This window comes from Frigoribacterium sp. ACAM 257 (genome assembly GCF_007954365.1).
GTDB lineage: Bacteria > Actinomycetota > Actinomycetes > Actinomycetales > Microbacteriaceae > Frigoribacterium.
In genome coordinates, this window is the sequence record NZ_VOLO01000006.1 from 76,798 (window position 1) to 102,450 (window position 25,653).

Below are 25,653 nucleotides of genomic sequence, written 5' to 3' on the forward strand. Positions count from 1 at the left end.
GGCAGTTCGGGTGGGGCGGCAGTTCTTGTGTGAGTTCGTGGGGGCTGAGCATCTCGACCCCCGTGTCTCCCTGTTGTCGAGAGACTCGGTGTCCGTGTGGCTCGGTGCCCAAGTGGTACGACAATCAAGTTATTCGGGTGTCGAGTAGCTTGCAAGTCAAGGGATGACCCCAGTGGTGGGGGGTATCTTTTCTGTCGTGTTGCTCGACGACCGAGCTATAGTGAGACGACTGATCGTCGTGCGGCCTCACCGACCGCAGGGGGTCTCCCCTTCTCTGGCACCTCACGCCCCCTCCTTGGAGCGCACGAATGACCGACATCTCTCCCCAGCCGCCCGCCGGCACCGCCCCTCCCCGCGACGCCGACGGCCTCGTCGACGTGGACGAGGTCCTCTCCGCCTTCTCGACGCTCCTCGGGCAGAACGCCCGCGTCGAACGCCTCGTCGCCACCCACTTCGGCATCGGCACCACCGACCTCAAGTGCCTCGTCTTCATCGCGAACTCCCCCGAGAGCACCCCCAAGCTCGCCGCCGAGGCGCTCGAGCTGTCGACCGGGGCCACCACCAGCCTGATCGACCGGCTCGAGAAGGCCGGGTTCGTGGCCCGGCGCGCGCACCCCACCGACCGCCGCAGCGTCGTGCTCGAGCTCGCCCCCGAGGGCCAGGCCGCCGTCGCCGAGACGGGCGACTTCTACCGCAGCGCCTTCCGCGACGCGATCGACCCCCGCCAGCTCGACTTCCTCGCCTCGGTGATGCGCGCCATCGGCGACTCGCTGACGCGCCGCGCCGTCGACGACGACACGACGGGCGCGCAGGCTTCGAGCCCCTCCCGCTGAGGGGCTGTCCCGCGTCGGGCACCTGGGACTGCTCCGCGCCCCGGTCGTAGGGTGGCGCGATGACTCCCTCCGACGTGCTCATCGAGGCGTTCGACCGCCTCCCCGCCATCGCCTCCGCCGCCGTCGACGGCCTCTCGGTCGACGACCTGGCCTGGCGCCCGGACGCCGAGGCGAACACCATCGCCTGGCTCGTCTGGCACACCGCCCGCGGGCAGGACGTGCAGATCGCCGACCTCGCCGCCTCCGACCAGGTCTGGACCGCCGACGGCTGGGCCGACCGCTTCGCGCTCCCGTTCGACCACGCCGAGATGGGCTACGGCCAGTCGCCTGCAGAGGTGGGCGAGGTGCGTGCCGAGCCGCACCTCCTCGTCGCCTACCTCGAGGCGGTGACGCTGCGCACCCGCGGCTATCTCGAGGGGCTGGACGCCGCCTCCTACACGGACGTCGTCGACGACGCGTGGGACCCGCCCGTCACCGCCGGCTCGCGCCTCGTCAGCATCCTCGGCGACTGCACGCAGCACCTCGGCCAGGCGTCGTACGTGCGCGGGCTGCTCGACCGCCGCTAGCACCCGCGTCCGCGCCCGCGAGCCCGGCCGCACCCCTCGGACCCGCGCACACCCTCGCTCGCGCCGTGGGGTCAGCGCGGCTTCGCGGGGTGTCGACGCAGGGGCCGCGAAGGAGGCGCGGGTCGCCTCCCGCCGGACCGCCCGCCTACCGCAGCGACTCGGGCGCGACCTCCGCGGGCACCGTCCAGCCGTGCCGCGCTGCCAGTTCGTCGAGCACCGCCCGCGCGGCCTCGTACTCGTCCACGAGGACGGGATCGACGACAGCGTGGGCGTGCGGCCAGTCGACGTCGGGCTCGCCCCAGCGCCAGGCGTCGAGGGTCGACGCCGCCGTCCTGGCCGCGCTGAGCGCCCGCGCGAGGGCGACGAGGTCGCCGTGGTCGACGGCCCGCCCGTCCGACCGGGCCCACGACGCGAAGCTCGCGGGCACCTCCACCAGGGACTCGCGGGCGACACGGGTCGCGGCGCGCTGCCGCGCCCGGGTCCGCTCCCGTGCGCGCAGGTCGAGCCAGGCCCAGACGGGGATCCCGCCGGCCGCGGCGCCCACGGCGCCCAGGGCGGCCCACGACGGCCACTCGACGAGCCCGAGCGCACCGATCGCCGTGGCGATGCCGACGGCTCCCCCGCCCGCGGCCGCGGCCCCGGCGAGGGCCGGGTCCGCCGGCCCGACGGCCCGGGGCCAGGTGAGCGCGCTGCGGAGCGTCGCCTCGGCCTCCTGCCGCGACAGGTCGGGGTCGGCGACCAGCCACCGGGTGCCGCCGCCGCGCTCGGGGCCGACGCCGCTGTCGCAGCTGTGGACCGCTGCCGCCTCGCGGTCGAACTCGTCCCCGTGGCCGGGGGTGCCCTCGGGCACGTCGTCCAGGAAGACGGTCACGATCCGTCCTCCCCGGGGCGCGTGCCCGTGGCGGCGGCCGCGGCCGCCGCGAATCCGACCTCGTCCCCGAGGGCGCGCAGCTCTTCCGAGGCCCGATGCCGTGCCGCGCGCAGAGCCAGCACCGCCGGGTGTCGACCGCGGCCGTGGCCGTCACCTGCGCCGGTCTCGCGGTCGCCGCCTGCGCCGGTCTCGCGGTCGTCACCCTCGCTGGCCTCGCCGTCGTCGCCGTCGCTGGCCTCGCGGTCGCCGTCGTCGCTGGCCTCGCCGTCGTCGCCGTCGTCATAGTCGTAGTCGTCGTCGTAGTCGTCGTCGCCCAGCCGTGCGTAGAGGACGTCGCCCAGCCGCCACCGAGCCGCCTCCAGCTCGGCCAGCACCTCGACCGCGGCGACCACTCGCCAGACGTCGGCGGCGGAAGGCGGTGCGTCGACGGCGGACGTCCCGTCGCCGGCAGCCCGGGCAGCGGCACCCGGCGCAGCGGCGCCCTGCGCAGCGTCGCCCTGCGCAGCGTCGCCCTGCGCAGCGTCGCCCTGCGCAGCGTCGCCCGCCGAACGGTCGCCGGCCCAGCCGAGCACGGAGCCCGGGATCGGCACGACGCTCCGGCTCCTGACCGGCTCGGGCCGGGACCGGTCGTCCCGCCAGGGCGGCTCGAGCAGCACGGTTCCCACGATCGCCGTGACGACGAAGCCGATCGCGCCCAGCACCACCGCGACCGCGACCCGTGCGGGCAGCTCGACCAGGTCGAGCCCGCTCATGACGACGACCGTGCCCACGACCGCTCCCCCCAGCACCACGAGCGCGACGGCACCGGGCGTCCACGCCAGCACCCGGCGCACCAGGCTCCGGTTCGTGGGAGCGTTCGCGGCGCGGTGCGCGCCCACCGCCTCCTCGGCCCCGGCAGGCGTCAGCTCCGGGTCGACGACGTGCCAGACGTCACGGTCGCTGATGCGGACCCGGACGATGCCGGGCCTCTCGCGGGTCGGGGCCACGCTGCGAGCCTAGGCCGCAGCCGCCGCTGCAGCCGCGGTGCGGCAGGTCCGCACCCCGCGAACCCGCGCGCACCCTCGCGCGCGCCGAAGGGTCCGCGCGGGTTCCGCGGGTCCGAGCGGGTTCCGCGGGCGCGAGTGCGGTTCGCGCCGCACCGCGCCGGCGCCGCCTCCCTCCGCGAAAGCGACGAACCTCCGTGATGTTCCACGGAGGTTCGTCGCTTTCGGGTCGCGTAGCACCCGCGAAGGTGCTGAAGGAGGTGCGGTGCGGCCTAGACGCCGGCCAGCTGGTCGACGAGGGCGTCGCCCGAGCGGGCGTCGATCATCTCGGCCTCGATCTCGGCCCGGTCGAGCAGTTCCTCCATGCGGCGGCGGCGGGGGCGCGTGATCAGCGTGACGACGGTGCCCTCCTTGCCGGCACGGCCGGTGCGGCCCGAGCGGTGCAGGTACGTCTTGTACTCGTCGGGCATGTCGGCCTGGACGACGAGCTCGATGTCGTCGACGTGGATGCCGCGCGCGGCGACGTCGGTCGCGACGAGCACGTTGACCTTCCCGCTGGTGAGCAGGCCGAGGTTGCGCGTGCGGCGGGCCTGGTTGAGGTCGCCGTGCAGGCTGGTGGCGCGGATGCCCGCGTCCTCGAGCTGGTCGGTCAGCTGCTCGGCGAACGCACGGGTCCGCGCGAAGACGAGCGTCTTGCCGGGGCCCGACGCGAGCTGCTCGATGACGGCCGTCTTGTCCCGCTGCTCGATCACGAGCACGCGGTGGTCGATCGTCGAGCTGGCCTGGTCCTCGCCGGCGACCTCGTGCACGGCGGGCTTCACGAGGAACTCGTCGACGAGCTTCGCCACGCCCTTGTCGAGGGTCGCGCTGAAGAGCAGCTTCTGGGCGCGGTCGCCGTTCGGCTTGACCTGGGCGGTCTCGCGGATGATGCGCTGCACCGGCTCGAGGAACCCGAGGTCGCACATGTGGTCTGCCTCGTCGAGCACCGTGATGACGACCTCGCTGAGGTCGAGTCGGCCCTGGTCGATCAGGTCCTCGATGCGGCCGGGGGTGCCGATCACGATGTCGACGCCGCGGTTCAGCGCGCCGACCTGGCGGGCCTGGGGCACGCCTCCGTAGACCTGGGTGGTGAAGAGGCCGACCGAACGGGCGATGGGCTGCACAGTGCGGTCGATCTGCATCGCGAGCTCGCGCGTCGGGGCGAGGATCAGCGCACGGGGCCGACGGCCCATCTTGCGGTTCTTCGCGCCGTTGTTCTCCATCAGCTTCTCGACGAGCGGGGCGCCGAAGGCGATGGTCTTGCCGGAGCCGGTGCGGCCGCGGCCGAGCACGTCACGACCCGCGAGCACGTCGGGGATCGTGGCGGCCTGGATCGCGAACGGAGCGGCCGCGCCCATCGAGGCCAGCTGGCGCTCGATGTTGTCGCCGAGGCCCAGGTCGCCGAAGCTGACGCCCTCGACGTCCTGCGCCGTGAGCACCTCCGCCTGGAGCTTCTCGAGCTTGACGTCGTCCTCGGGCGAGTAGTGCGTGCCCTGGTCGCGCTTCGGGTAGAAGTCGCTGCTGGGCCCCTGGGAGCCGGTTCCGGGGCGGCGCGAAGCGCTGTCACGGCCGTGCGAGTAGGGAGCGTTGCGCTCGGCGGCGCCGGGGCCGCGGTCGCCGCGGTCGAAGCTGCGAGGGGCGCGATCGTCGCGTCCGCCGCGGCTGTCGCGGTCGTACGAGCCGCCGGAGGCGCGTCCGCCGCGCTCGGGACGGTCACCGTACGAGCGAGTCGGCTGGTCCTCGCGGGGCGGGCGCCCGGCCGGCGTGTAGTTCTTGGGCGCGCGGTCGTCGCGGCGAGCGGGACGCTCGGCGCGGTCGTAGCTGCGCGGGGCGCGGTCGTCGCGAGCAGGTCGGGCGTCGCGGTCGTAGCTGCGAGGGGCGAGGTCGTCGCGGTCGTAGCCGCGAGCCGGACGGTCGTTGCGGTCGTTGCGGTCGTTGCGGTCGTACGAGCGAGGGGCGCGATCGTCGCGTGCGGGGCGCGCGTCGCGGTCGTAGCTGCGTCCGCCGCGGTCGTCGCGGCCGCCGCCGTCACGGGCAGGGCGGGCGTCGCGGTCCCAGCTGCGGGCCGGGCGGCCGTCGCGTCCTGCGCGGGCCGCCTCCTTGCCGCCGTCCCTGCCGAAGCGGGGGGCACCTCCGTCGCGGCCTCGCTCGGCATTGCGGGCGTCGTGGTCGCGAGGGGCGAAGCGGCTGTTCGAGGTCTTCTCGCGAGGCTCCCAGTTGGGGCGGCTGCTGCCGCTGCGGGGGGCATCGCCTCGGCGCTCGGCACGCGCGTCGGAGTTCCAGCGGTTCTTGCGCTCGGGGGCGCCGGCCTCGTCGGGGCGGTGGCCACGGTGCGAGGAGCTCTTGGAGCCCGGCTTGCGGTGCGGGTCGGTGCCTCGCGAGCGTGAAGGAGTCTTGTCGTAGGGGGGCATGGTGTTCTTTCCGGGCTTGTGCGATGACGCGAAGAAATACCCGGGCAGCCATTGACCAGGACCGTTCACATACGTGAATTCATCCCGACGAGATCCGTCGTGAATCCGGCCCACAAGACGTACAAACCCTCATGTGCCCCGCCCGCCGCCTCCGGTGGTTCTCCGGGGCGCGACGCTGCAGGACGTGCGCGCCACAGGCGCGCGGTCTTGAGCCGACCCGCCTACGATACCCGACCCTCCCCCGGAACAGAACCCCCGCCTCCTCGGGCCTCGACGGGAGATCCGCGGCCCAGTCCCGACGCGAAAGCGACGAAGCTCCGCGATGTTCTGCGGAGGTTCGTCACTTACGAGTCGCTACGCCGACGTGTCGGCCGGCGCGACAGCCGCACCGACAGCCGCACCGCCAGCCGCACCGCCCGCCGTGCCGCCAGCCGCGCCGGCGCCCGCGCCCCCCGCACGCCGGTCGGCCCGCCGCTCCCGCCACCCCTCGTACAGCGAGTACAGCACCGGCAGCACGACCAGGGTCAGCACGGTCGACGACACGAGCCCGCCGATCACGACGACGGCGAGCGGCTGCGAGATGAACCCGCCGTGGCCGGTGATGCCGAGCGCCATCGGGGTCAGGGCGAAGATCGTCGCGGTCGCCGTCATCAGGATGGGCCGCAGTCGGCGCGACGCCCCCTCGAGCAGCGCCTCGCGCACCCGCAGCCCGCGCGTGCGGTACTGGTTCACGAGGTCGATCAGCACGATCGCGTTCGTGACGACGATGCCGACGAGCATCAGCACGCCGATCAGCGAGGCGACGCCGAGCGGGATGCCGGAGGCGAGCTGCAGCAGGATCGCGCCGGTCGCCGCGAACGGGATCGACACCAGCAGGAGGAGCGGCTGCAGCAGGCTGCGGAACGTCGCCACCATGACGATGTACACGATCAGGATCGCGATGAGAACCGCGAGGAACAGCTGCGAGAAGGCGTTCGACTGGTCGGCGACGGCTCCGCCGACGACGGCGTCCGCCCCGGCCGGCAGGTCGAGCCCGGCGATCGCGTCGTCGACCTCGGTGCCGGCGCTCGACAGGTCGTCGCTGGACGGGGTCACGGTGACGGTCGCGCTCCTGACCGCGTCTGTCGTGGTGACCGAGGTCGGGCCGTTCGTCTGCTCGACCGTGGCGATCGAGTCGAGGCGCACGGGCCCGGTCGCGCTCGGCAGCTCGAGGGCGCGGAGCTCGTCGAGCGTCGCGGGCGGCGTCGGGTCGACCGTGTAGATGTCGACCGAGCTGTTCTCGATCTCGAGCGAGCCCACGCGGAACGGCTGCACGGCCTGCGAGACGATGCCGCCGACGGCGACCTCGCTCAGGCCGATGTCCGCTGCCGCGTCGCGGTCGACGACCACGCCGATCACCGGCTGGGCGGCCTGCAGGTTCGACCCGGCCTCGGCGGTGCCCGGCAGGTCGCCGACGGCGGTGAGCACGGTCTCGGTCGCGGTCTGCAGGGTGTCGGGGTCGGGCGCGGTGACGTCGACGGTGATGTCGTTGCTCGTGCCGAAGCCGCTCGACGCGGTCAGCTCGATGTCGCCCGCGTCGGCGACGTCGTCGAGACGCGAGCGCACCTCGGCCTGGAGGGCGTCCTGGTCGGCGTCCTCGTTCGTGGTGATCGAGTAGGTGACGGTGCTGTCGCCGGTGCCGCCGAAGAAGCTGGCGATGGAGGTGCCGCTCGAGCCGATCGTGAGCTGCACCGTCTCGATGCCGTCGACGCCGTCGAGCTCCGTCTCGACCTTCGAGGCGGCGTCCGAGAGCACCTGCAGGCTCGACGCGGGCGCCAGGGTCTGCGTGACGGTGAACGTGTTCTGCCCGCTCGCCCCGAGGAAGTTCGTCTTCATCAGCGGGACGGCCGCAGCCGTGCCGCCGAGCACCAGCACCGCGACGAGCAGGGTCACGACGGGGTGGCGGAGCGTGCCCCGCAGCACCGGCACGTAGACGCGGCGCAGCCGGTCGAGCGGTGCCGGGTCGGTCGGGTCGGAGGCGGCGGTCGTCAACCGCTCCTGCGCAGGCTCCCCGGCACCGGCAGCACCCGGCGCGTGCTTGTGCACCTTCGGCGCCCTCAGGAACCAGTACGCCAGCACCGGCACGATTGTCAACGAGACGAACAGCGACGCCACCAGGGCGATGGTCACCGTCAGCGCGAAGGGCCGGAACAGCTCGCCGGTGATGTTGCCGACGAATGCGAGCGGGAGGAACACGACGACGGTCGTGACCGTCGACGCCGTGACGGCGCCCGCGACCTCGCGGACGGCGGTGGTGATCGACGCGACGCGGCCGTCGCCTCCTGCGAGGTGCCTCTTGATGTTCTCGATGACGACGATCGAGTCGTCGACCACGCGCCCGATGGCGATGGTGAGCGCGCCCAGCGTGAGGATGTTGAGCGTGTAGCCCGCCGCCTGGAGCCCGATGAAGGTGATGAGCACGCTCGTCGGGATGCTGATCGCAGTGACGATCGTCGAGCGCACCGACAAGAGGAACACCAGGATCACGATGACGGCGAAGACGAGCCCGAGCAGCCCCTCCTCCGCCAGCGCGTCGATCGACTGCTGGATGAACGGCGCCTGGTCGAAGACGATCGACAGATCGACGTCCGAGCCGAGGTCGGCGGCGAGCGACGGCAGGGCGTCCTGCACGGTGGTCGACACGTCGACGGTGTTGGCGTCGAGGGTCTTGGTGACCGCGATGGTGAGGGCGTCCTGGCCGTCGACGCGGCTGATCGAGGTGACGGGCGCACCGCTGAGGGCCACGTCGGCGACGTCGTCGATCGTGACCGCCGAGCTGCCGCCGAGCAGCGGCAGGGCCGCGACCTCGTCGGTGCTCGTGAGGCGCTGGCCGGCCTGGATCGAGAGGGTCTGGCCGTTCTCGGTGAGCGTGCCGCCGGGGATGAGCGTGCCGTTCGCGTCGAGTGCGTCCTGGAACGCCTGCGTGGTCAGTCCCGCCGCGGCGAGCGCCGTCGTGTCGGGCGTGATGACGACGCGCTGGCCGGCGTCGCCGTAGATCGAGGCCTCGCGCACGCCGTCGAGCTTCTGCAGGTCGGGCACGGTCGTGTTCGTGAGCCGGTCGACGAGCGCCTGGGTGTCGTCGGCCGAGTAGCCGGTGACGGCGATCTGGACGATGGGCAGGTCGTCGAGGCTGCCGGTGACCACCTGGGTGTCGACGCTGTCGGGCAGCGTCAGCCGGTTGATCGCCGACTGGATCTTCTGCTCGGCGGCGCCGAGGTCGGTGCCGTAGGTGAACTCGGCCGAGACGGTGCTCTGCGACGTGCTCGACGTCGCGGTGGTGCCCTCGAGCCCCGGGATGATCTGCACCGCCTGCTCGATCGGGGTCGAGACGTCGTCGTTGACCACCTCGGGCGTCGCGCCGGGGTACGAGCTGACGATGGCGATCTGCGGGAACTGCACGTTGGGCGCGAGCTCCTGCTTGAGCGACGTCAGCGCGATGCCGCCGAAGACGGCGACGACGATGGTGACGAGGGCGATCAGCGCGCGGTTGCGCAAGCTGAAGACGGACAGAAGATGCACGAGGCTCCGGTGGTGAGAGGGAGGGGAGAACGAAGGAGGCGACGGTCACGACGTGCACCGCGCCTCCATTGTCACCAGCCTCTCTGGGAACTCGCGGCGCTTTCTTACACGCTGTGCAGAGGACGCCGAACGTGTCTTGACGTGGAGGAACCGCGCTGCGCCGGCGCGACGGGCTAGACGACCTCGGCCATGAGGGCGCCGCGAGGCGCCTGCACCCCGTCGATCCCGTCCCAGGCGGCGACGAGCGCGGCGAGCGCACGGTCGGTCTCGTCGTCGGGGTACGAGTACGGCACCCGCAGGAACCGCTCGAACGCCCCGTCGACACCGAACATCGGCCCGGCTGCGAGCAGCAGCCCGTGCCGGCGGGCGGCGAGCACCAGCTGCGAGCTGACGGGCGCGCCGAGGCCGACCCACGTGGTCAGGCCGCCTGCGGGCGACGGCACGCTCCACCCGGGGAACGCGCCGCGGAGGCCGGCGACGAGCCGGTCGCGACCGTGCCTCAGCTGCCGGGAGCGCGCCTCCAGCACGCCGTCCATGTCGCCGAGCAGGTCCGCGACGATCAGCTGCTCGAGCACGGGGGTGCCCAGGTCGCCGGCCGAGCGGGCGCGCACGAGGCGCTCGACGAGGGGCAGCTCGGCCCGGATCCAGCCGATCCGCAGCCCGCCCCAGAGCGACTTGCCGACCGAGCCGATCGTCACGGCGGGCCCGTAGGCCGCCATCGGCAGAGGCCGCGCACCGGCACCAGCGCCAGCCCCGACTCCGGCGCCTGCACCAGCACCGGCACCGGCACCAGCCCCGGCCCCGGCCCCGGTGAAGGAGGCGCCCCGCGGCCCCCCGACGACGAGCTCGGCCATCGTCTCGTCCGCGATCACGACCGTGCCCTCGTCGGCGGCGGCCTCGAGCACGCGCACCCGCTGCGCCTCGGGCATCGTCGCCCCGGTCGGGTTGTGGAAGTCGGGCATCAGGTAGGCGACGGGCGGGCTGGTGCGGCGCAGCGTCTGCAGCAGCGCCGACTCGTCCCACCCCTCGTCGACGGTCACGCTGACCGGGGCGAGCCGGGCGCCGGCCGCCCGGAGCGCCTCGAACGCGTGCGGGTAGCCGGGCGTCTCGACGACCGCGCGGTCGCCGCGGCCGACGAGCACCCGGGCCAGCAGGGCGATGGCGTGCTGGGCGCCGAGGGTGACGACGATCTGCTCGGCGCTCGTCTCGAGGCCCCGCGCCCGGTAGCGGGCCGCGATCACCTCGCGCAGCACGGGCCGGCCGACGCTGTCGTAGCCGGGCTCGGACAGGTAGGCGCCGAGGCGTCCCGCGGCCCGCTGCGCGGCCTCCGCGATGCCGTCGACGGCAGGCATGGCCGCCTTCGTGAAGTCGAGCACGTCGTCCTCGTCGGCGGACCGGGTCGCCCTCGCCGCCCTGGCCTGGTCGGGCAGCCGCACGACGCTGCCGCTGCCGCGCAGGCTCGTGACGTGGCCGGCGTCGCGCAGCGCGGCGTACGCGGCGGCGACGGTGGTGCGGCTCACCCCGAGGTGCGCAGCCAGGTCACGTTCGCTCGGCAGACGAGTGCCGACCGAGAGCCGGCCGTCGAGCACGAGCAGGCGGATGCGGTCGGCGAGCGCGGCGTAGCCAGGCGACGAGGAGGCGCGCCACGAGTCGAGCAGCACCCCCAGCGCCCGAGACGACACGGCCGGTCCGCTCGTGACGATGCTCATGCGACGACAGCTCTCCTGTGGCGACGACCCTCAGCGACGGCAGCTCTCATGCAGCCACACTAGGCCGATTGGACTCTTGCTACCAGGCCGCCCGCCCGATTGGATCGGTCCATGCTCCTCACCCGCCGCCTCCTGCAGCTCTTCGTGGGCCTCTTCCTCTACGGCGTCGCCATCGCGCTGATGGTGCGCGCCGGCATCGGGGTCGCCCCGTGGGACGTGCTGACCCAGGGCATCGTGCGGCAGACGGGGCTCGGCTTCGGCCTCGTCGTGTTCCTCACGAGCGTGCTCGTGCTGCTGCTCTGGATCCCCCTGCGCCAGAGACCGCGGTTCGGCACGATCGCCAACGCGCTGCTCGTCGGCCCCTTCGCCGACCTCGGGCTGCACGTGCTGCCGCAGCAGACGGTGTGGTGGGCGCAGGGCCTGACCTTCGCGCTCGGCCTGCTGCTGCTCGCCGCCGCGAGCGGCCTCTACATCGGCGCGGCGTTCGGGCCCGGCCCGCGCGACGGCCTGATGCTCGGCCTGCACCGCCGGTTCGGGGTCCGGGTCGGGGTGGCGCGCACCGCCATCGAGGTCACCGTGCTCGCGATCGGCTGGCTGCTCGGCGGCCAGGTCGGCATCGGCACGGCGCTCGAGGCCGTCCTGATCGGGCCGATGGTGGCGTTCGCGCTGCCACTCTTCGCCCCGCGCGCGACACGTGTCGCCGCAGCCGGCCAGGGCTCGGCCCCGGCTCCCTCGACCGGCTCGACCACCGCCTCCGGCACCCCCACCGGCCCCGTCCCGACGACCCCCTCGACGGCCGCCTGACGAATCGGGAATGCCCCGTCCCCGCCGCGAGTTGACAGGCCCTCGGCGCGGAGTAGAGTCGCCGCTCGTGACTGACGACACCAGGTCGCCGAAGCGGTGGCTGATCGGTGAACCCCTCCCCTCGGAGAAGCTCGAGGGCCAGCTGCTCCCGAAGCACCTCGCCCTGCCGATCTTCGCCAGCGACCCCCTGAGCTCGGTGGCCTACGCGCCGCAGGAGCTGCTGATGATCCTGCTCATCGGCGGGCTCGGGTTCCTCACCCTCGCGCCGTGGGTCGCGGTCGCGGTCGTCGTGCTGCTGCTAGTCGTCGTGGCGTCGTACCGCCAGCTGATCAAGGCGTACCCCTCAGGAGGCGGCGACTACGAGGTCGCCCACCGCAACCTCGGCGAGAAGGCCGGCCTCGTCGTGGCCTCCGCCCTGCTGGTCGACTACGTGATGACCGTCGCCGTGTCGGTCGCGTCGGGCGTGGACAACATCATCTCGGCAGTGCCCGAGCTGGCCCCGGTGCGGGTCGAGCTGGCGATCTTCTTCGTGATCGCCCTGGCCGCGGTCAACCTGCGCGGCGTGCGCGAGTCGAGCAAGGCCTTCGCCGTGCCGACCTACCTCTTCGTCTCGAGCGTGTTCGTGATGGTCGTGATCGCGCTCGTCCGCACCGCGCTCGGCGACCCGCCCGTCGCGGAGAGCGCCGAGTACACGGTGCAGGCCGACCAGCTGACGCAGGCCGCCTTCATCCTGTTGCTGCTTCGTGCCTTCTCGAGCGGCTGCTCGGCCCTGACCGGCGTCGAGGCGATCGCCAACGGCGTGCCCGCGTTCCGTCGGCCCAAGGTGCAGAACGCCCAGAAGACCCTCGTGCTGATGGGCAGCATCGCGATCGTCCTGTTCGCCGGGCTCGTCGCCGTCGCCCTGATCGCGAAGGTGCACTACGCCGAGGACGCCTGCGACCTCCAGGGCTTCGTCGACTGCGAGGGCACCCCGCAGCGCAGCCTGATCGCCCAGATCGCGAGCGCGGTGTTCGGCGGCTCGCTCTTCGGCATCCCCTTCTACCTGATCCAGGCGTGCACGGCGGCGGTGCTGCTGCTGGCGGCCAACACGGCGTTCAACGGGTTCCCGCTGCTCGGCTCGATCCTCGCGCGCGACCAGTACGCCCCCAAGGCGCTCAACACCCGCGGCGACCGGCTGATCTACTCGAACGGCGTCATCGTCCTGGCGCTCGTCGCCTGCGCGATCCTGCTCGTGTACCAGGCCAGCGTCACCGGCCTGATCCAGCTGTACATCATCGGCGTCTTCGTGTCGTTCACGCTCGGGCAGACCGGCATGGTCGTGCACTGGACCCGCATGCTCCGTGAGGGCTGTGTCGACCGCGGGGCCGTCTACCGCGCCCGGGGCATCAACGCCTTCGGGGCCCTGCTCACCGCCTCCGTGCTCATCGTCGTGACCGTGACGAAGTTCACGCACGGCGCGTGGCTCGTGTTCGTGATCATGCCGATCCTGTTCACCCTGATGCTCGGGGTGAACCGGTACTACCGCGACGTGCGGGTCGAGATCGAGCCCGACGCGACGACGCAGTTCGGCTCGCACGGCGACCACGCGATCGTGCTCGTCGGCACGATGCAGAAGCCCGTGCTCAAGGCGCTCGACTACGCCATCGCGGCGCGGCACGAGTCGCTCGAGGCCATCCACGTCGGCATCGACGACGAGGCCACCGCGCTGCTGCAGCGGCAGTGGACCGAGCAGGAGATCGAGGTGCCGCTCCGCATCGTGGCCTCGCCGTACCGCGACATCAGCATGCCGCTGATCAAGTACATCAAGGGGCACCGGGCCGAGCACGGCTCCGAGGTCGTCACGATCTACACGCCCATCTACATCGTCGGCCACTGGTGGGAGGCGGCCCTGCACAACCACAAGAGCCGCCGGATCCGCCAGAAGCTGATGCTGGTGCACGGCGTCACGATCTCGCTCGTGCCCTGGCTGCTCGACTCGTCCGAGATGCTCTACGGGCGTCGGTCGCGGCCGATCCCCGGCCAGGACCGTCGCGGCGAGCCGATCCGCCCTCTGCCTCGTCGTCCGCTCGAGCCCGCCGGGTCGGCAGGCCCGACAGGATCCGTGCCCGGAGGAGGCGCCGGTCCGGCCGGCCGCGCCGGCGCGGCCGTCGAGGGCGGTGCCGTCCACCGCGGCCTCGTGGCCGACGCCGAGCACGGTGCCCCCGGCGCCGACCCCGACCTGCTCGACTCGACCGACGCCTCCTCGGACGCCCACGCCCCTGGCCCCAAGCAGACCCCGCGCGCGCCCGGCAAGGGCCAGAACGTGGGCAACGCCCGACGCGGCGACGCGGCCCGCAAGGCTCGTTCGGCCGCCCGCAACAGCACGGGCCCTCGCCGCAAGAAGTAGGGCGCAGCCGAAGAGCTGCGCGAAATGGGACGTCGTGGGCGGGGGCCCGCGCTCACCTCGTCCCATTTCGCCCAGGTCCTCGTCGGCCCCCGGGGGCGTGCACGAGCCTGGGCATCGGCTCAGCATCCGAGTACACCGTTGTGTGATGTATCAACCGCGAGATATCGTGGACTTGCCCTCGAACACGGGGGCGTACCGTCCCCGACCGGACGAGCACCCGCCGACGGACACTGGAGCACGACCATGGACGACCTCACTGCCCTCGGGCTCGGCCCTGACGACGCGACCGACGCCTCCTCGTCCGATGACCGGCGCGACGAGCGCGACGAGCCCGACGAGCGCGACGCCCGCGACCGACCCCGTGGTCGCCGAGGCCGACGCAGGCCCCGCTCGCGAGCGGCCCGCACCCTGCTCGCGGTCGGCGCCGCCCTCGTCCTCATGCTCGTCGCGGCCGGCGTCGCGGCCGGCGGGTTCGCCCTGCACCTCGCTTCCTCCTGGGACGACTCGACGACGACCCTCGACGACGCGTTCCCCGCCGACGCAGGCCGCCCGGCCCCGGCCGCCGACGGGTCGGTCAACCTGCTGTTGCTCGGCTCCGACTCACGCGGCGACGCGACGACGCTCGACGACGGGTCGCCCTCCGACCAGCGCACGGACACCATGATGCTGCTGCACGTCGACGCCGACCGGCAGCACGCCTCGGTGATGTCCGTGATGCGCGACCTGTGGGTGCCGATCCCCGGCCGCGGCGACGGCAAGGTCAACTCGGCCTTCGCCCACGGCGGCAGCCCGCTCGCCGTGCAGACCGTCGAGGCCCTGCTCGGGGCGCGCGTCGACCACGTGGCGATCATCGACTTCGAGGGGTTCGCAGACATGACCACCGCGCTCGGCGGAGTCGACGTGGTGAGCGAGAAGGCGTTCCGCAGCGCGGCACCGGACCGCGGCGCCCCCTACGACTACGTCCAGGGCGTCAACCACCTCGAGGGCGACGCCGCACTCGCTTTCGTCCGCGAGCGAGCAGCGTTCGCCGACGCCGATTTCCAGCGGGTCGAGAACCAGCAGGCGTTCCTCGAGGGGGTGCTCGGCACCCTCGTCAGCCGCGACACCCTCACTGACCCGACGCGCGTCACGGGGTTCCTGACCGCGACCGCACCGCACGTGACCGTGGACGCGGGGCTCGACGCGGCCTCCCTCGTGTCGCTCGGGGCGAGCCTGCGGAGCGTGCGCCCCGGCGACGTCGACTTCTTCACCGTCCCGACCGCCGGCACGGGCACCTCACACGACGGCCAGTCGATCGTCCTCCCCGACGACGCGGGCATCTCCGATCTCCGCGACGCCCTGCGAGACGACCGGGTGCGAGCGTTCCTCGACGCCCACGAGGGCCGCCCGTGACAGGCCGTCAGAGCTGGGGGCACATGCTAAGATCGATGCAGTTTTGCAACGTCACCTGTCGGTAGTCCCCGGTTCGTCCGACACCGTTTCCGGGCCGAATTCACGAGGGGGTCACGCATGGGGCGCGGCCGTCAAAAAGCCAAGCACACCAAGGTCGCCAGAGAGCTGAAGTACTTCAGCCCTGACACCAACTACGGTGCGCTCGAAAAAGAGCTTGCGACCAAGAGCGATTCCGACGAGTACGTCGACCGGTGGGCCGACGACTTCGAGGACGACTCCGGAGCAGAGACCGACCTCGACGACGATCGAGACGAGCACGACCAGAGCAAGAGCGCGTAGGCACCACCGTGTCGCTCGAGTGGGAACAGGTCGTCGTCGACGCTCTCGATCCCGAGGCGCTCGCAGCCTGGTGGCGCGAGGCCCTGGGCTGGGTCGACATCAGCGGGCCGGACGAAGAGCCCGAGCTGCGGCCGGCGCCTGATCGGCTTCCCGGCCTCCTGTTCGTGCGTGTGCCCGAGCCGAAGTCCGTGAAGGACAGGCTGCACCTCGACTTCCGGCCCGACGACCAGGCGGCCGAGGTCGCGCGGCTCGAGGGCCTCGGTGCCGTGCGTGTCGACGTCGGCCAGGCCGCCGCCTCCTGGGTGGTGCTCGCCGACCCCGAGGGCAACGAGTTCTGCGTGCTCGGGTCCCGCCGCACCTCCTAGGTCCCGCATCCGACTCGCTCGGCGAGTGGGTTCCGGCGTAGCGACACGAAAGCGACGAACCGACGCGGAACATCGCGTGGGTTCGTCGCTTTCGTGCAGCTTTCGCGTCCTCGCGCGCGAACGCACGTCGAGCCGAGGAGGCGCCGGCCCGGTCCGCTAGCCGGCTAGCTGCCCCAGCACGGGCATCAGGCCCATCGCGACGACGAGCACGAGCCCGCCTGCCGTGAGGAACGCGACGCGCTTGCCGCCGGTGACGGGCGAGACGCTCCTCTGCGGCGTGGGAGTGCGGGGCACACGGGCGGCTCGCGCGGAGGGAATGCTGGTGTGGGTGTGAGCAGTCATGCTGGTCGACTCCTTCGTCGTCCGTCCCGACGTCGTCGTCGAGGCGCCTTGCGGCGTGAGCCGATCATACGTCCGATCCGTGCCTGCGGTGGGGCGAGGGGCGAGTCGCGCGCGCCTGAGCACTCGCCCGGGCCGCGGCCGCCCGCGCCTGCCCGCGTCTGCCGGCGTCTGCCCTCGCGACGCACAATTCAGGAACTGGTGCCGCGCCGTTCCTGATCCGTGCACGATGCAGGATTCTGAGCCCTCTCCCTGCGCAGCTCAGGACTCATGTTCCTGAATGAGGAGACGCACACACGGGCCCGCCCGCGCGAGCGGTCGCGCGGGGGCTAGGCGCGGAAGCTGCCGACGAGGCGCACGGCCCCGCCGTCGACGCCCTTGGCGCCCTGCTCGAACCCGGTCAGGTCGCGGGCCGCGGTCGACACCGTGCCGACCTGCCAGGTGGGGATGCCGTCGGCGACGAGAGCCGCCGTGACGGTGTCGGCCGACGAGGCGTCGACGACGGCGATCATGCCGATGCCGAGGTTCCAGGTGCCCTCGCTCGACTCCAGGGTCGAGCCTGCGACGTCGCTCAGCACACGGAACACGGGGTCGGGCGACCAGGTGCCGCGGTCGACCTCGGTCGACGAGCCGAGGGGGAGCACGCGGGCGAGGTTCGCCGCGATGCCGCCGCCTGTGACGTGGCTGAGCGAGTGGACGGCACCGGCGAGCGCCGGGTCGTCGAGCACGCGCAGCAACGGCGACGTGTAGAGGCGGGTCGGCTCGAGCAGCGCCTCGCCGATCGTGCCCGACAGCTCGGCGAGCGTGTCGTCGTAGCCGAGGTCTGCCGACGCCAGGATGTGCCGGACCAGCGAGAAGCCGTTCGAGTGCAGCCCGGACGACGCCATCGCGAGCACCACGTCGCCGTCGCCCACGAGGTGCGCGCCGAGCTGCTGCCCGGCCTCGACCGCGCCGACCGCTGCACCGGCGACGTCGTAGTCGTCGGGGCCGAGCAGGCCGGGGTGCTCAGCGGTCTCGCCGCCGACGAGGGCGGTGCCGGTGGCGCTGCAGGCGCGGGCGATGCCCTCGACGATCGAGGCGATGCGGGCCGGCACGACGCGTCCGCAGGCGATGTAGTCGGTCATCATCAGCGGACGGGCGCCGACCACGACGATGTCGTCGACGACCATGCCCACCAGGTCTTGCCCGATGGTGTCGTGCTTGTCGAGGGCCTGCGCGATGGCGACCTTGGTTCCGACGCCGTCGGTCGAGGTGGCCAGCAGCGGACGCTCGTACGCCTTGAGGAACGACACGTCGAACATGCCCGCGAACCCGCCGAATCCGCCCACCACACCGGGCCCGTGGGTGGCGCTGACCGCCTCCTTCATCAGGGCGACGGCACGGTCGCCCGCAGCCGTGTCGACCCCCGCGGCGGCGTAGGAGGCGCTGGTCGAGGGGGCAGCGGGAGTCGCCATTCGTTCATCCGTTCGGTGTCGCTCTAGACTGACGCAGTAACCCCAACTCTACGGTCTGGAGCCAGATCCGCATGTGCGGCATCGTCGGTCTCGTCGCGCACGAGCCAGCAAATCAACTCGTCTACGACTCCCTCCTCCTGCTGCAGCACCGTGGACAGGACTCCACGGGCATCGCGACCGCCGAGCGCGGCATCTTCCACGTGCACAAGACCAAGGGGCAGGTCCGCGAGGGCTTCCGCACCCGCGACATGCGCGGCCTGCTCGGCTCGATGGGCCTCGGCCACGTGCGCTACGCCACCAAGGGCGCGGCGACCAACGAGCAGGAGGCGCAGCCGTTCTACGTGAACGCGCCCTACGGCATCGTCCTCGTGCACAACGGCAACCTGACGAACACGCGCGAGCTCACCAGCGAGCTGTTCCACGTCGACCGGCGCCACCTCAACACGAACAGCGACACCGAGCTGTTGGTCAACGTCCTCGCCCACGAGCTGCAAGAGCAGGTCAACGGCACCGACCTCGACCCCGAGCAGATCTTCTCCGCCGTGGCCCGGGTGCACGAGCGCGTCGAGGGGTCGTACGCGGCCATCGCGATGATCGCCGGCCACGGGCTCCTCGCGTTCCGCGACCCGTTCGGCATCCGCCCGCTCGTGCTCGGCACGCGCAAGGCCGCCGACGGGCAGCGCGACGAGTGGATCGTCGCGAGCGAGTCCCTCGTGCTCGAGTCGGGCGGCTACGAGATCGTCCGCGACGTGGCCCCCGGCGAGGCCGTCTTCGTCTCGCTCGACGGCGAGATGGTGTCGAAGCAGTGCCACGCGTCGCCTCGGCTCATCCCGTGCTCGTTCGAGTACGTCTACCTCGCGCGCCCCGACTCCGTCATGAACGGCATCTCGGTCTACGACGCGCGCCTCCGCCTCGGCGACCGCCTCGCCGACACGATCGCGCAGCACGCGCCGACCGGCGACATCGACGTGGTCATGCCGATCCCCGACTCGTCGCGCCCCGCCGCCATGCAGGTCGCGCAGAAGCTCGGCATCGAGTACCGCGAGGGCTTCTACAAGAACCGCTACGTCGGCCGCACCTTCATCATGCCGGGGCAGGCAGAGCGCAAGCGCTCGGTGCGCCAGAAGCTCAACGCCATGTCGAGCGAGTTCAAGGGCAAGAACATCCTCATCGTCGACGACTCGATCGTCCGCGGCACCACTTCGCGCGAGATCGTCGAGATGGCGCGCGCCGCCGGGGCGAACGAGGTCACGTTCACCTCCGCCGCGCCTCCGGTGCGCTACCCGCACGTGTACGGCATCAACATGCCCTCGCGGCACGAACTGGTGGCCCACGACCGCAAGATCCCCGAGATCGCCCGCGAGCTGGGCGCCGACCACCTCATCTACCAGGAGGTGGCGGACATGCAGTCGGCCATCGTCGAGGGCAGCGACGTGACCGACCTCGAGATGAGCTGCTTCACGGGCGACTACGTCACGGGCACGGTCAGCCCCGAGTACCTCGCCTGGGTCGAGGCCAACCAGCTCAGCTGACCCGGCTCACCCGCGCGACGGGCAGCGCTTCACCCAGGAGGCGGTGGCCCCTGTCGGCGGCGGTCAATAGGCTCGACGGCATGAGCGACGACAGCTCCCCCACCGACCACCCGGCCGCCGACCCCTCGGCCGCCTCAGCCCCGCAGCAGCTGGCCGCGCACCAGCCGTCCGAGCCCGTGCCCGAGGTGCTCGCGCCCGCCGAGGCCGCCCCCACGGGGCCGGGCGCGGTCCCCGCCCTCCGCATCACGGGCCTGCGCAAGCGCTTCGGCCAGAAGGTCGCCGTCGACGGCGTCGACCTCGAGGTGCCGGCAGGCTCCTTCTACGGCCTGGTCGGGCCGAACGGCGCCGGCAAGACGACGACCCTGTCGATGGCCACCGGCCTGCTGCGACCCGACGCGGGCAGCATCGAGGTGCTGGGGCACGACGTCTGGCGCGACCCGACGCACGCGAAGTCGCTGGTGGGCGTGCTCAGCGACGGGATCGCGCTCTTCGACCGGCTCACCGGCGAGCAGCTCATCACGTATCACGGACTCCTCAACGGCATCGACCGCGAGACCGTCGCCTCCCGAGTGGCCGACCTGCTCGACCTCCTCGACCTCCGCGAGGCCGGCGGCACGCTCGTCGTCGACTACAGCGCGGGCATGACCAAGAAGGCGGCGCTGGCGTGCGCCCTGGTGCACGCGCCGCGCCTCCTCGTGCTCGACGAGCCGTTCGAGTCGGTCGACCCGATCTCGGCGGCCAACATCCGCGACATCCTGCACGGCTACGTGCAGGGCGGCGGCACGGTCATCGTCTCGAGCCACTCGATGGACCTGGTGCAGCGCATGTGCGACCACGTCGCCGTCGTCGCGGCCGGGCGCGTGCTCGCCGCGGGCACCACCGACGACGTGCGCGCCGGGTCCACGCTCGAGGACCGGTTCGTCGAGCTCGTCGGCGGCCGCCAGCACAACGAGGGGCCCTCGTGGTTGCGCACCTCCTGAGCCTGCGCTGGCGGGTGATGGGCAACGGCCTGAAGCGCAGCGTCTGGCAGGTCGTCGCCCTCGTCATCGGCGGGCTCTACGGGGTCGGCATCCTCGTCGCGCTCGTGGCGGGGCTCGTCGCCCTGTCGTTCGCCCCCGAGCGGTGGGCCTGGACGGCCGCGGTGCTCGTGGGGTCGGTCGCGGTGCTGGGCTGGGCGGTCGTGCCGCTGCTGGCCCGCGGGGTCGACCAGACCCTGAGCGTCGAGAAGCTGCGGTCGTTCCCGATCCCGGCCGACCGCCTCCTCGTGGCCCTGCTCGTCTGTGGCGTGCTCGGCATCCCCGGCATCGTCACCACGGTGGCCGCCCTCGCGACCTCGCTGAGCTGGCTGCAGCACCCGCTCTCGGCCGTGGTCGCCCCCGTCAGCGGGCTCGTCGGCGTGCTGACCTGCGTCGCGGCCTCACGGGTGCTCGAGTCGCTGACGAGCGCCCTCGCGTCGCGTCGGCGCTACCGCGAGGTGATGGGCGTCGTGGTGTTCGTGCCGGTCATCCTCGCGGGCCCGATCATCGGGTTCGCAGGGCAGGGCATCGGCTCGGCCGTCGACCAGCTGCCGCGCATCGCCGCGGTCGCCGCGTGGACGCCCCTCGGCGCTGCCTGGGCGGTGCCCGGCGAGCTCGCGCTCGGACGACCGCTGGAGGCGCTGGTCAAGGCCGTGATCGCGCTCGCCACGCTCGCCCTGCTGCTGCTCGCGTGGCGTCGGGCCCTGGCGTCCGCCCTGGTCGCGCCTCCCGTCGAGGAGCGGGCCGCGACGTCGAAGGGCCTCGGGCCGTTCCGCTGGTTCCCCGGCACGCCGACGGGTGCGGTCGCCGCCCGCGCCGCCGTCTACTGGCTGCGCGACCCGCGCTACGGCGGCTCGCTCGTCGTCATCCCGCTGCTGCCCGTGCTCGCCGTCTTCCTGGCGTGGACGGGAGGCAGCACCTGGCTGCTCTACGCGATCGGTCCGGGGATCGCCGCCCTGCTCGCGGTCACCCTGTGCGCCGACGTCTCGTACGACGGCACCGCGTTCGCGGCACACCTGTCGACCGGCGTCTCGGGGCGCGCCGACCGGGCAGGACGCGTGCTCACGCTGTCCCTCTTCGCCGTGCCCGTCGTCGTGCTCGCGACGATCCTGCCGCTCGCCGTGCTGGGAGCCTGGCAGGTGCTGCCTGCCCTGCTCGGCATGGGGCTCGGCGTGATGCTGACGGGCTTCGGCGCGTCGAGCGTGGCGTCGGCGAAGTTCCTCATGCCCGTGCCGGCGGCGGGCGAGAGCCCGTTCAAGTCGCCTCCGGGGGCGTCGGTCACGTCGACGCTCGGCATGTACGCGACATGGCTCGTCTCGTTCGGCCTGGCGGCGCCCGAGCTCGCGCTCGGCATCGCGGCGCTCGTGACGGGCAGCCTGCTGCTCGGGGTGCTCGCCCTCGTCGTCGGGGTCGTACTCGGCTCTGTGCTGCTCGTCGTCGGCGTCGACCGGGGCGGCAAGCTGCTCGACGCCCGCGGGCCCGAGCTGCTCACACGGCTGCGGGCGGCACGCGGGGCGTAGGCCGCGGGGGTCCGGCGTGCGTGGTGCCGGCTGCCAGCGCCACTCCGGCGTCGGCCACGGGCGTCGCTCCGGCGTCGCGTCGCGCCGCGCCGCGCACGCCGACCGAGCCGGCCGCTCTACTCGAGCTCGCCCTCGACCGCAGGAGGCTCGGGTGCGTCCACACGGCGGCGCTCGGCCCGCAGGGTCTTGGCCCGACGGATCGACACCCGGTCGACCACGATCGCGACGACGGCGCCGAAGGCTGCGCCGAACGTCAGCCCCCAGAGCGAGAAGTACCCGTAGGTCGAGGCCGGGCTGGTGCCCGGGTCGAAGGGGAAGAGCGAGGTCAGGAGCAGCGAGGCGAGCACGCCCAGTGCCCCGCCCATCAGCAGGAAGGCGAAGATCTTCGGGGCACGGCGCACGGTGACCTCGTCGTCCGACGCGGTCCCGTCGGCCCCGCCCGCCTCGCCCGTGGCTGCTGCCGCGGCACCGCCGGCCTGCTCGGGCTCGACGACCGGCTGCTCCGGCGCCTCCGGGGAGACGGCCTCGGCGGGCTGCTGCGGTTCGTCGGGTGCGTGGGTCACGCCTCCATTGTCCCAGAGCGAGTGTCGCGACGCCGCCGCATGCCTCGACGTCGGAGCGCTTGCCCCGCCGCGAGTCGTCGCACTGGACCCGACATGCTCGCGATCCCCGTCGAGGGCGGGTCTTCCGGGTCGAGGGCGGGTCCGCCGCGACCCGCCCTCGACCCGGAATGCCCGCCCTCGAGCATGCGCCTGCGGCTGAGAGCGCAGGAGGCGGCGGTGCGGCGGGCGCAGCAGGCCTGCCCCAGCGAGCGGGCAGGCAACGCAGCGCCGCAGCAGCCCGCTCAGGCCCGCAGCAGCCGGGTCAGGCCTGCGACAGCCGCACGGGCACGTAGCCGCGCAGGTCCGCGCGGCTGCCTGACGCCGACACGAGCGCGCCGGCGACGGCCTCGTCCCAGCTCAGCGTGCCGGTCGCGAGCCGGATGAACGTCGACGGATCGGTCTCGACCACGTTGGGCGGCGTGCCGCGCGTGTGGCTCAGCCCTTCACGGAACTGCACGGCGCCGAACGGCGGTACCCGCACCTCCACCGTGGCCCCCGGCTCGCCGTCGGCGAGCACCTGCAGCAGCCAGCGCACCGCGGTGGCGGTGACCGTGCGTGGTGCCGAGCCGCCCTCGGCGAGCGCGACCACCGCCTCCTGCACGGCTGCCGCGCCTGCCCCGTCGTCGATCCTCGCCCTGGCCATGCCGTCACGCTACCCGCGCACCGGCGGCCCCCGCCGACGTCCAGGAGGCGCGGCTCGGTAGGATCCATCGGGTGCGCATACTCGTCCTCGGTTCCGGTGCTCGCGAGCACGCCATCATCACCGCGCTGCTGCGCGAAGACGCAGGGCACGAGATCGTCGCCGCCCCCGGCAACGCCGGCATCGCCGCGCAGGTCGAGGTCGTGCACCTCGACCCGTCGAACGGCTCCGTGGTGGCCGAGTACGCGCTCGAGAACGACGTCGAGCTGGTCGTGATCGGCCCTGAGGCTCCCCTCGTCGCCGGGGTGGCCGACGCGCTGCGGACCCGCGGCGTCCCGGTGTTCGGCCCCGGTCGCAAGGCCGCGGCGCTCGAGGGCAGCAAGACCTTCGCGAAGCGGATCATGGAGGAGGCGGGCGTCCCGACGGGACGCGCCACACGTGTCGGGACCCTCGACGAGGCCGTCTCCGTGCTCGACCAGTTCGGCGCGCCCTACGTGATCAAGGCGGACGGCCTCGCGGCGGGCAAGGGCGTCCTCGTCACCGAGAGCCGTGACGCGGCCGTCGAGCACACCACCTACTGGCTGCAGCACGGGCCGGTGCTCGTCGAGGAGTTCCTCGACGGCCCCGAGGTCTCCCTCTTCTTCCTCAGCGACGGGCACACGGTCGTGCCGCTGTCGCCCGCCCAGGACTACAAGCGCCTCCTCGACGGCGACGCCGGCCCGAACACCGGCGGCATGGGCGCGTACTCCCCGCTGCCGTGGCTGGCCGACCGCTTCGGCAGCGAGAAGGACTTCGTCGACGAGGTGCTCGACACCATCGCGACCCCGACGGTGCGCCAGCTCGAGTCCGAGGGCACCCCGTTCATCGGCCTGCTCTACGCCGGGCTGATCCTCACCGAGCAGGGCGTCCGCGTGATCGAGTTCAACGCCCGCTTCGGCGACCCCGAGACGCAGGTCGTGCTGCCGCGGCTGATCACGCCGCTGAGCGGTCTGCTGCTCGCCGCCGCGACCGGCTCGCTCGGCAACCACGAGTCGCCGCGCTTCGTGCCGACGCCCGCCGTCACCGTCGTGCTCGCGAGCGAGGGCTATCCCGAGGGCGCCGTCAGCGGTCGCGCCCTCACCGGCCTCGACGAGGCGACCGCCGTCGCCGGGGTGCACGTCGCGCACGCCGCGACCGCCCGGTTCGACGACCGCCTGATCGCGACCGGCGGCCGGGTGCTGAGCGTCGTCGCCGAGGGCGCGGACTTCGCCGAGGCCCGGGGGCGCGCCTACGACGCGATGCTCCGCATCCGGCTCGAGGGCGGCCAGTACCGCCGCGACATCGCCGAGCGGGTCGCCCGATGACCGCCGAGGCGCCCGAGCTCGACGGCTGGGTGCACGCCTACTCGGGCAAGGTCCGCGACCTCTACGTGCCTGCTCCCGTGGCAGGCTCGGACGGCGACGGCGCCGTGCTGGACGCCGCGCCCGCCCTGGACGCCGCCGAGCACCTGCTCGTCGTCGCCAGCGACCGCGTCAGCGCCTACGACGTCGTGCTCGAGCCCGGCATCCCCGGCAAGGGCGCGCTGCTCACCCAGCTCAGCACGTGGTGGTTCGACCAGCTCGACGGGGTGCCGAACCACCTCGTCGACCCGACCACCGCCTCCGTGTCGGTGCCTGCCTCCGTGCGCGACCGCGCGATGCTCGTCAAGCCGCTCGACATGTACCCGGTCGAGTGCGTCGTGCGCGGCTACCTGGTCGGGAGCGGCTGGGCCGAGTACCGCGAGACCGGCCGGGTCTGCGGCATCGAGCTGCCGGCGGGCCTGCACGACGGCGACCGCCTGCCCGAGCCGATCTACACCCCGGCCTACAAGGCGCCGCTCGGCGAGCACGACGAGAACATCTCGTTCGAGCGCACCGTCGAGCTCGTCGGCGCCGAGGTCGCGGCGGCACTGCGCGACACGTCGCTCGAGATCTACCGCCGGGCCTCCGGCGTCGCGGAGGCGCGGGGCGTCATCCTCGCCGACACCAAGTTCGAGTTCGGGGCCGACCGCATCACCGGCGAGCTGACCCTCGGAGACGAGGTGCTCACCAGCGACAGCAGCCGCTTCTGGGATGCGGAGGCCGCCGGGGCCGCGGGGGCAAGCTCGGGCACCGGCAGCCGCACGGACAGCTTCGACAAGCAGATCGTTCGGAACTGGCTCACCGACAACTGGGACAAGACCGGCACCCCGCCCGCCCTGCCGCCCGAGATCGTCGAGCGTACGGCGGCGCGCTACCGCGAGCTGATCGAGCGCCTCACCGCCCACTGACCTGCGG

The 25,653-nt window shown here is 72.9% G+C and carries 21 protein-coding genes; 12 read left to right on the forward strand and 9 right to left on the reverse strand.

What is annotated here, in order from left to right:
- Positions 1–308 precede the first annotated feature (308 nt).
- Together ES689_RS14290 and ES689_RS14295 are read left to right on the forward strand one after the other, a co-directional pair.
- A complete protein-coding gene (locus ES689_RS14290; protein ID WP_146906045.1) occupies positions 309–833 on the forward strand; it encodes a MarR family winged helix-turn-helix transcriptional regulator in 525 nt (174 codons plus the stop codon).
- 59 nt (positions 834–892) lie between these two features.
- Positions 893–1,399: a DinB family protein gene (locus tag ES689_RS14295; RefSeq protein ID WP_146906047.1), complete on the forward strand. Its 507-nt coding sequence runs from the start codon at positions 893–895 to the stop codon at positions 1,397–1,399.
- A 145-nt stretch (positions 1,400–1,544) separates the two neighbouring features.
- On the opposite strand, the gene ES689_RS14300 is transcribed toward ES689_RS14295, so the two are convergent.
- The 5 genes from ES689_RS14300 to ES689_RS14320 all read right to left on the reverse strand — a co-directional run bounded on the left by ES689_RS14300 (position 1,545) and on the right by ES689_RS14320 (position 10,970).
- Complete coding sequence (locus ES689_RS14300) at positions 1,545–2,270, reverse strand: hypothetical protein (RefSeq protein WP_146906049.1); 726 nt, start codon at positions 2,268–2,270, stop codon at positions 1,545–1,547.
- Positions 2,267–3,256, reverse strand: coding sequence for a hypothetical protein (locus ES689_RS14305; protein WP_146906051.1), 990 nt, complete (start codon positions 3,254–3,256; stop codon positions 2,267–2,269). The genes ES689_RS14300 and ES689_RS14305 overlap by 4 nt, the downstream gene beginning before the upstream one ends.
- 269 nt (positions 3,257–3,525) lie before the next feature.
- Positions 3,526–5,703, reverse strand: coding sequence for a DEAD/DEAH box helicase (locus ES689_RS14310; protein ID WP_146906053.1), 2,178 nt, complete (start codon positions 5,701–5,703; stop codon positions 3,526–3,528).
- A gap of 354 nt (positions 5,704–6,057) precedes the next feature.
- Positions 6,058–9,261 (reverse strand): efflux RND transporter permease subunit, encoded by a 3,204-nt coding sequence (locus tag ES689_RS14315; protein WP_146906055.1) that lies wholly within the window; start codon positions 9,259–9,261, stop codon positions 6,058–6,060.
- Between the two features lie 173 nt (positions 9,262–9,434).
- Positions 9,435–10,970 carry a PLP-dependent aminotransferase family protein gene (locus tag ES689_RS14320; protein WP_146906057.1) on the reverse strand — a complete coding sequence of 512 codons (1,536 nt, stop codon included), beginning with the start codon at positions 10,968–10,970 and terminating at the stop codon, positions 9,435–9,437.
- Between the two features lie 111 nt (positions 10,971–11,081).
- Between ES689_RS14320 and ES689_RS14325 the strand changes: the two genes are divergently transcribed.
- The 5 genes from ES689_RS14325 to ES689_RS14345 all read left to right on the forward strand — a co-directional run bounded on the left by ES689_RS14325 (position 11,082) and on the right by ES689_RS14345 (position 16,256).
- On the forward strand, positions 11,082–11,774 hold the full coding sequence (locus ES689_RS14325) for a YitT family protein (RefSeq protein WP_146906059.1): 693 nt from the start codon (positions 11,082–11,084) through the stop codon (positions 11,772–11,774).
- Between the two features lie 100 nt (positions 11,775–11,874).
- On the forward strand, positions 11,875–14,160 hold the full coding sequence (locus ES689_RS14330; RefSeq protein WP_223269629.1) for an APC family permease: 2,286 nt from the start codon (positions 11,875–11,877) through the stop codon (positions 14,158–14,160).
- Positions 14,161–14,403: 243 nt separating this feature from the next.
- Complete coding sequence (locus ES689_RS14335) at positions 14,404–15,552, forward strand: LCP family protein (RefSeq protein WP_146906063.1); 1,149 nt, start codon at positions 14,404–14,406, stop codon at positions 15,550–15,552.
- Positions 15,553–15,669: 117 nt separating this feature from the next.
- A complete protein-coding gene (locus ES689_RS14340; protein WP_146906065.1) occupies positions 15,670–15,891 on the forward strand; it encodes a DUF3073 domain-containing protein in 222 nt (73 codons plus the stop codon).
- 8 nt (positions 15,892–15,899) lie between these two features.
- The gene (locus ES689_RS14345) at positions 15,900–16,256 is read left to right on the forward strand and encodes a VOC family protein (protein WP_146906067.1); all 357 of its coding nucleotides are present in this window, start codon (positions 15,900–15,902) and stop codon (positions 16,254–16,256) included.
- Positions 16,257–16,412: 156 nt separating this feature from the next.
- Here ES689_RS14345 and ES689_RS14350 read toward each other — a convergent pair whose 3' ends face one another.
- Both ES689_RS14350 and purM read right to left on the reverse strand, forming a co-directional pair.
- Complete coding sequence (locus tag ES689_RS14350) at positions 16,413–16,598, reverse strand: hypothetical protein (protein ID WP_146906070.1); 186 nt, start codon at positions 16,596–16,598, stop codon at positions 16,413–16,415.
- Between the two features lie 326 nt (positions 16,599–16,924).
- On the reverse strand, positions 16,925–18,049 hold the full coding sequence (gene purM, locus ES689_RS14355; protein ID WP_146906072.1) for a phosphoribosylformylglycinamidine cyclo-ligase: 1,125 nt from the start codon (positions 18,047–18,049) through the stop codon (positions 16,925–16,927).
- A gap of 71 nt (positions 18,050–18,120) precedes the next feature.
- Between purM and purF the strand changes: the two genes are divergently transcribed.
- The 3 genes from purF (at position 18,121) to ES689_RS14370 (ending at position 22,117) form a co-directional block, all read left to right on the forward strand.
- Positions 18,121–19,581: an amidophosphoribosyltransferase gene (gene purF, locus ES689_RS14360; RefSeq protein WP_146906074.1), complete on the forward strand. Its 1,461-nt coding sequence runs from the start codon at positions 18,121–18,123 to the stop codon at positions 19,579–19,581.
- Between the two features lie 80 nt (positions 19,582–19,661).
- Complete coding sequence (locus ES689_RS14365) at positions 19,662–20,561, forward strand: ABC transporter ATP-binding protein (RefSeq protein WP_146906076.1); 900 nt, start codon at positions 19,662–19,664, stop codon at positions 20,559–20,561.
- Positions 20,543–22,117: a transporter gene (locus tag ES689_RS14370; protein WP_223269627.1), complete on the forward strand. Its 1,575-nt coding sequence runs from the start codon at positions 20,543–20,545 to the stop codon at positions 22,115–22,117. Before ES689_RS14365 ends, ES689_RS14370 begins: the two co-directional genes overlap by 19 nt.
- A gap of 116 nt (positions 22,118–22,233) precedes the next feature.
- On the opposite strand, the gene ES689_RS14375 is transcribed toward ES689_RS14370, so the two are convergent.
- Both ES689_RS14375 and ES689_RS14380 read right to left on the reverse strand, forming a co-directional pair.
- Positions 22,234–22,680 (reverse strand): hypothetical protein, encoded by a 447-nt coding sequence (locus tag ES689_RS14375; protein WP_146906078.1) that lies wholly within the window; start codon positions 22,678–22,680, stop codon positions 22,234–22,236.
- Between the two features lie 301 nt (positions 22,681–22,981).
- Entirely contained in the window at positions 22,982–23,362 is a 381-nt protein-coding gene (locus ES689_RS14380; protein ID WP_146906080.1) for a sterol carrier family protein, read from the reverse strand.
- Between the two features lie 71 nt (positions 23,363–23,433).
- Between ES689_RS14380 and purD the strand changes: the two genes are divergently transcribed.
- Together purD and ES689_RS14390 are read left to right on the forward strand one after the other, a co-directional pair.
- Positions 23,434–24,702: a phosphoribosylamine--glycine ligase gene (gene purD / locus ES689_RS14385; RefSeq protein WP_146906082.1), complete on the forward strand. Its 1,269-nt coding sequence runs from the start codon at positions 23,434–23,436 to the stop codon at positions 24,700–24,702.
- Positions 24,699–25,646 (forward strand): phosphoribosylaminoimidazolesuccinocarboxamide synthase, encoded by a 948-nt coding sequence (locus ES689_RS14390; protein WP_146906084.1) that lies wholly within the window; start codon positions 24,699–24,701, stop codon positions 25,644–25,646. Before purD ends, ES689_RS14390 begins: the two co-directional genes overlap by 4 nt.
- Positions 25,647–25,653: the final 7 nt, after the last annotated feature.

What these genes read in the sequence shown, in the direction of transcription:
- ES689_RS14290 (WP_146906045.1), top strand. Translation starts at nt 309, where the DNA reads ATGACCGACATCTCTCCCCAGCCGCCCGCCGGCACCGCCCCTCCCCGC.
- ES689_RS14295 (WP_146906047.1), top strand. Translation starts at nt 893, where the DNA reads ATGACTCCCTCCGACGTGCTCATCGAGGCGTTCGACCGCCTCCCCGCC.
- ES689_RS14310 (WP_146906053.1), bottom strand. Translation starts at nt 5,703, where the DNA reads ATGCCCCCCTACGACAAGACTCCTTCACGCTCGCGAGGCACCGACCCG.
- ES689_RS14320 (WP_146906057.1), bottom strand. Translation starts at nt 10,970, where the DNA reads ATGAGCATCGTCACGAGCGGACCGGCCGTGTCGTCTCGGGCGCTGGGG.
- ES689_RS14325 (WP_146906059.1), top strand. Translation starts at nt 11,082, where the DNA reads ATGCTCCTCACCCGCCGCCTCCTGCAGCTCTTCGTGGGCCTCTTCCTC.
- ES689_RS14335 (WP_146906063.1), top strand. Translation starts at nt 14,404, where the DNA reads ATGGACGACCTCACTGCCCTCGGGCTCGGCCCTGACGACGCGACCGAC.
- ES689_RS14340 (WP_146906065.1), top strand. Translation starts at nt 15,670, where the DNA reads ATGGGGCGCGGCCGTCAAAAAGCCAAGCACACCAAGGTCGCCAGAGAG.
- ES689_RS14350 (WP_146906070.1), bottom strand. Translation starts at nt 16,598, where the DNA reads ATGACTGCTCACACCCACACCAGCATTCCCTCCGCGCGAGCCGCCCGT.
- purM (WP_146906072.1), bottom strand. Translation starts at nt 18,049, where the DNA reads ATGGCGACTCCCGCTGCCCCCTCGACCAGCGCCTCCTACGCCGCCGCG.
- purF (WP_146906074.1), top strand. Translation starts at nt 18,121, where the DNA reads ATGTGCGGCATCGTCGGTCTCGTCGCGCACGAGCCAGCAAATCAACTC.
- ES689_RS14365 (WP_146906076.1), top strand. Translation starts at nt 19,662, where the DNA reads ATGAGCGACGACAGCTCCCCCACCGACCACCCGGCCGCCGACCCCTCG.
- ES689_RS14380 (WP_146906080.1), bottom strand. Translation starts at nt 23,362, where the DNA reads ATGGCCAGGGCGAGGATCGACGACGGGGCAGGCGCGGCAGCCGTGCAG.
- ES689_RS14390 (WP_146906084.1), top strand. Translation starts at nt 24,699, where the DNA reads ATGACCGCCGAGGCGCCCGAGCTCGACGGCTGGGTGCACGCCTACTCG.